Raw genomic sequence first — 4,881 nt, 5'->3', positions numbered from 1 at the left:
TAGACCTCGGGGTGGCCGAAGAACCAGAACAGGTGCTGCCAGAGGATCACACCACCGTTGGCCGGGTCGAACACGTGCGCCCCGATGTGACGGTCGGCCGCCAGGTCGAGCAGTGCGGCGGTCAGGATCGGGAACGCGATCAGGGTCATCACGCTCGTCACCAGCACGTGTTCCAGGTGAAGATCGGCATCCGGAACATGGTCACGCCCGGCGCGCGCAGGCAGACGATCGTGGTAATCATGTTGACCGCGCCGAGGATGGTGCCCAGACCGGACACCGTCAGCCCGGCGATCCACAGGTCGCCGCCCGCGCCGGGCGAATAGATCGCGCTCGACAGGGGTGTGTAGGCGAACCAGCCGAAATCGGCGGCGCCGCCCGGGGTGAGGAAGCCGGAAACGGTGATGACGCCGCCGAACAGAAACAGCCAGTAGGACAGCGCGTTGAGGCGGGGGAACGCGACGTCCGAGGCGCCGATCTGAAGCGGCAGCACGAAGTTGGCGAACCCGAACACGATCGGGGTCGCGTACAGCAGCAGCATGATCGTGCCGTGCATGGTGAACAGCTGGTTGTACTGCTCCTGCGACAGGAACTGCTGTCCCGGGTGCGCCAGCTCGGTGCGGATCAGCATCGCCATCGCGCCGCCCACCATGAAGAAGGCGAACGACGTGACCAGGTACATGATGCCGATCTGCTTGTGGTCCGTCGTGCGCAACAACCGCAGCAGCACCGAGCCCTTGGGAGAGCGGCGCGCGACCGGCCGGGTGGGCGCCGAGGTAGGGGCAGTCACGAAGGCCAGGTTATCTCGCTCGCGAGCGAACTATCTGCTCGAGGAGTCATGCGAGTGTCCGGAGACACACGAGGTACTACTTCACGACATGGATGGTGATGTCGTCGGCCGCTCGGTGGCGCTGTGGGCCGAGCAGATGCCCGAACTGGACGTGTCGGCGTCGGAGGTGCTGGCCCGGATCCTGCGGATCGCGCAGCACGTGGAGGGCGCGGAGAACGCCCGGCTGCGCCGCCGGCGCGGACGGATGGTGGCCAACGTGGGCGACTTCGAGGTGCTGCGGGCGCTGCGGCGCATCGGTCCGCCGTACGCGATGACACCGTCCCAGCTGCGCGCGGAGATGCTGATCTCGTCCTCCGGGCTGACCGGCCGCCTGCACCGGCTGGAGCGTGACGGCTGGATCACCCGGGAAGCCTCGGCGGACGACCAGCGCAGCGTCCTGGTGACGCTGACCGCAGCGGCCGTAGCGGACCTGGACCAGGACATCGCCGAACACTTCGCCTTCGAGGACGACCTGCTCGCCCCCCTGACCGAGAAGCAGAAGGGCGACCTGGCCGCTTTGCTCACGCTCCTGCTCCGGCGCTTCGAAGACGGCTGAAGGTGTTGGCCGGGATCTCAGCCCAGGAACCTGGACCGGACCTCAGTGGGCGGTCCACCCACCGTCGACGCGGAGGGTGCTGCCGGTCACGTACGACGACGCGTCGCTGGCCAGGAAAACCGCCGCGCCGGCCAGTTCGCTCGCGTCGCCGATGCGGCCCTGCGGCACGGCGTTGACGATGACCTCACCCCAGTGGCTGTTCACCAGCCCCTCGGACAGGTCAGTCGCGAAATAGCCGGGCGCGAGCGTGTTCACCCGCACGCCGCGGTCGGCCCACTCGACGGCGAGTACGCGGCTGAGGGCTTCGACGCCGCCCTTGCTCGCGGCGTAGGCGGCTATCCGCGGGAACCCGGTTGTGGCGTGCACCGAGGACACGTTCACGATGCTGCCCGCTCCCTGTGCCAGCATGCGGCGCCCCGCGGCACGGCAACAGAGGTACGTCCCGTCGAGGTTGACCCGCAGCACGCGGTGCCAGTCCTCGTCGCCCAGCGACTCACTGCGGGTGAACACCGGGCTGATCCCGGCGCAGTTGACCAGGACGTCCACCCGTCCGATGCGGTCCACGCACTCGTCGGCGAAGCCGGGGTCGTCGACGGATCCCGGCAGCACCATCGTGTCCGGGCCGGTCTCGTCCGCCAGCGTGCGCAGGTCCTGCTCAGTCCTGGAGGTCACGGCGAGCCGCGCGCCCGCGGCGGCCAGGGCCAGGGACATCGTGCGGCCGAGACCCTTGCCCGCCCCCGTCACCCAAGCTGTCTTCCCGGTGAGGTCGAACATCGTCACGCGATCACCGGCAGGGTCCGCAGGTCGCGCTTGAGCACCTTGCCCGACGGCGTACGCGGCAACTGATCGAGGAACCGGACTTCGGCGGGGACCTTGAACTTGGCGAGCCGGTCGCGGCAGAACGCCACCAGGCCGGCGGCGTCGACCGTGGCTCCGGGGCGCAACACGACGAACGCCTTGGGAACCTCGCCCCAACGCTCGTGCGGCATGCCCACCACTGCGGCCTCGACCACGTCCGGATGTTCGTACAGGACGCGTTCGACCTCAGGCGTCGCGATGTTCTCCCCGCCCGAGACGATCATGTCCTTCTTCCGGTCCTCCACGTAGAGGTAGCCGTCCTCGTCGAGCCGGCCGATGTCCCCGGTGTGGAACCACCCGTCGCGCAGGGCTTTCGCCGTCGCATCGGGGTCGCGCCAGTACCCGGCGAACACCTTGGGCCCGGAGAGCGTGATCTCACCGAGCTGCCCGCGCGGAACTTCCCGTCCCGACTCGTCCACGATGCGCACCCGCAGGTGCACGACGGGCCGGCCCACCGACCCGACCTTCGACAGCATGTGTTCGGCGTCGTTGAACGTGTCGCCCGAAACCGTTTCGGTGAGCCCGTAGGCGTCGGCGAACCAGGCCGACGGGAACGCGGCGCGGATGCGTTCGACGAGGGGGACCGGCATCTTCTCGCCACCGCCGATGACGAACCGGATCGAGGAGGTGTCGCGTTCGGTGATGCCCGGCAGGTGCAGCAGGGCGTTCATCATCGACGGGGCGAGCCAGACGTTGGTCGGACGGTCGCGTTCGATGATGTCGACGACCTCGCGGGCGTCGAACTTCCTGGTCAGCAGCAGAGAGCCGCCGGCGTGCAGGGTGGCCAGCGCGGGCAGGTCGAGTCCACCGACGTGGTAGAGCGGGCCGCACACGAGTGTGGTGTCGGCGCTGGTGAGCCCGAACTCCACGATCTGCCCCAGATTCTTGTACAGCAGGTTGGTGTGGGTGATGCACACGCCCTTGGGGCGGGAGGTCGTGCCGGAGGTGTACATCAGGCGCTGGAGCGCGTCCGGGCCGACCGGCTCGACCGGCACCGTCTCCCCGAGGTGGCGGGCGACGAGCTCGTCGTAGGACACCCACCCGTCCCGTGTTCCACCGAGGAGAAACCGGTGCCGGACCGCGGATTCGGGTACCGCGTCGGCGAACTCGGGTTCGGTCAGGATCGCGGCCGCTTCCGAGTCGCGGAGGATGAACTCCCACTCGGTGGGGGAGAGGCGGTAGTTCAGCGGCAGGAACGCGGCGCCGATGTGGTTGAGCGCGAGCACTGTTTCGAGGAACTCGAGGTGGTTGTACAGCAGCAGGGACACGATGTCGCCGCGTCCGATGCCCCGTTCCCGCAGCCCGGCGGCGAGGGCGTGCACGCGGGCGGACAACTCGCGGTTGGTCACCCGCCGCTCGCCTTGGACCAGCACGACCTTGTCCGGGTACCGCGCCACGTTGTGCTCGAGCACGGCGGCGAAGTTGTACATCAGCGATCCTCCGAGTGGAAGCTGTGCAGTTCTGCGCCCGCCTTGCCCCAGTGGATCGTGCTGATCATGCCACCGTCGGCGACCAGGTCGGCGCCGGTGACGAAATCCGCTCCGGGACCGGCGAGGAACGCGACGACGCGGGCGATGTCGTCCGGTTCGCCGAGCCGGCCGAGCGGGATGTTGTCCACGGTGGCCTGCCTGATCGCCTGGTTTCCCAGCGTGTCTCGGTTCAGGCCGCTTTCCACCACGCCGGGGCTGACGGAGTTGATGCGGATCCGGTGCTCCGCCAGTTCCGCCGCGAGCTGTTTGGTCAGCGCGAGGACCCCGCCCTTGGCCGCGGTGTAGGAGGAGAACCCGTATCCGGTGTGCCCGGCGATCGACGCGATCTGCACGATGGATCCGCCGCCCGCGGCGGCCATTGCCGGAATCACGTTGCGGAGGAGGATGAAGTACCCGGTGAGGTTGACCTCGACCACGCGGCGCCACTCCTCGACCGAACATTCCAGCAGTTTCTTGCGCACGATGATGCCCGCGGCGTTGACGAGCACCCGCGGGGCGGCGGGCAGCCGGCCGATGACGTCGCGCACGGCCTCGTCGTCGGTGACGTCGACCGCGAACTCCACGGCCTTGCCGCCTCGTTCCTCGATCTCGCGACGGGTCCCCGCCGCCCCGTCGATGTCCAGGAGCGCCACCGTCGCCCCCGAGGTTGCCAGGTGCGTCGCACAGGCTCGTCCGATGCCGGACGCGGCACCCGTGATGACAGCGCAGTCCATTGTGTCTCCTCGCTCAACCCATCGCGTATCCGCCGTTGACGTCGACCACGGCTCCGGTCAAGTAGCTGGCCGCGGGAGAGGCGACGAACGCCGCAACCCGCGCGATCTCCTCGGGCTGGGCGAGCCGGCCCAACGGGCAGTAGTCGGGCCGGTACCCGCGTCCGGCGACCATCTCGGTGTCGACCACGCCCGGAGCGATCGCGTTGGCGGTGATGCCCCGCGCCGCTTCGGTCTTGGCCAGCCACTTCACCACGGCATGCACCGCTCCCTTGCTCGCCACGTAGTGCGGTCCGGCGAGCACGCCGCCGACCTTGCCCGCGACGGAGCCGATGCAGACCACCCGGCCACGGGGGGGGGCGGCGCCCCCCCCCCCCGGCCGGCTTCTGCCCCCACGTCCCCCTTATATAAATCAAAAAAAAAAAAAAAAAAAAAAAAAAA

General features: G+C 68.7%; 5 protein-coding genes and 1 pseudogene. 1 reads left to right on the top strand and 5 read right to left on the bottom strand.

Translation table 11 applies throughout. The annotated features are described in order from the left end of the window. Window positions 1–787 (bottom strand): annotated as a pseudogene (locus ABZ215_RS43185) (cbb3-type cytochrome c oxidase subunit I); the annotation flags it as partial. An 88-nt stretch (window positions 788–875) separates the two neighbouring features. On the opposite strand from ABZ215_RS43185, the gene ABZ215_RS43180 reads away from it, so the two are divergent. Next, the gene (locus tag ABZ215_RS43180; protein WP_354712325.1) at window positions 876–1,382 is read left to right on the top strand and encodes a MarR family transcriptional regulator; all 507 of its coding nucleotides are present in this window, start codon (window positions 876–878) and stop codon (window positions 1,380–1,382) included. A 42-nt stretch (window positions 1,383–1,424) separates the two neighbouring features. Here ABZ215_RS43180 and ABZ215_RS43175 read toward each other — a convergent pair whose 3' ends face one another. From ABZ215_RS43175 to ABZ215_RS43160, 4 genes are read right to left on the bottom strand one after another with little or no spacing between them, the layout of a single operon-like run. After that, window positions 1,425–2,156, bottom strand: coding sequence for an SDR family oxidoreductase (locus ABZ215_RS43175; protein WP_354956724.1), 732 nt, complete (start codon window positions 2,154–2,156; stop codon window positions 1,425–1,427). 2 nt (window positions 2,157–2,158) lie between these two features. Next, window positions 2,159–3,670 carry a long-chain fatty acid--CoA ligase gene (locus tag ABZ215_RS43170; RefSeq protein WP_354956722.1) on the bottom strand — a complete coding sequence of 504 codons (1,512 nt, stop codon included), beginning with the start codon at window positions 3,668–3,670 and terminating at the stop codon, window positions 2,159–2,161. Then, window positions 3,670–4,443: an SDR family NAD(P)-dependent oxidoreductase gene (locus tag ABZ215_RS43165; protein ID WP_354956720.1), complete on the bottom strand. Its 774-nt coding sequence runs from the start codon at window positions 4,441–4,443 to the stop codon at window positions 3,670–3,672. The genes ABZ215_RS43170 and ABZ215_RS43165 overlap by 1 nt, the downstream gene beginning before the upstream one ends. A 13-nt stretch (window positions 4,444–4,456) precedes the next feature. Then, entirely contained in the window at window positions 4,457–4,783 is a 327-nt protein-coding gene (locus ABZ215_RS43160; protein ID WP_354956718.1) for an SDR family oxidoreductase, read from the bottom strand. Window positions 4,784–4,881: the final 98 nt, after the last annotated feature.

The organism is Amycolatopsis sp. NPDC006131 (assembly GCF_040614175.1).
GTDB classification, from domain to species: domain Bacteria; phylum Actinomycetota; class Actinomycetes; order Mycobacteriales; family Pseudonocardiaceae; genus Amycolatopsis_E; species Amycolatopsis_E tucumanensis.
This window is presented reverse-complemented; position numbering and strand designations above follow the sequence as displayed.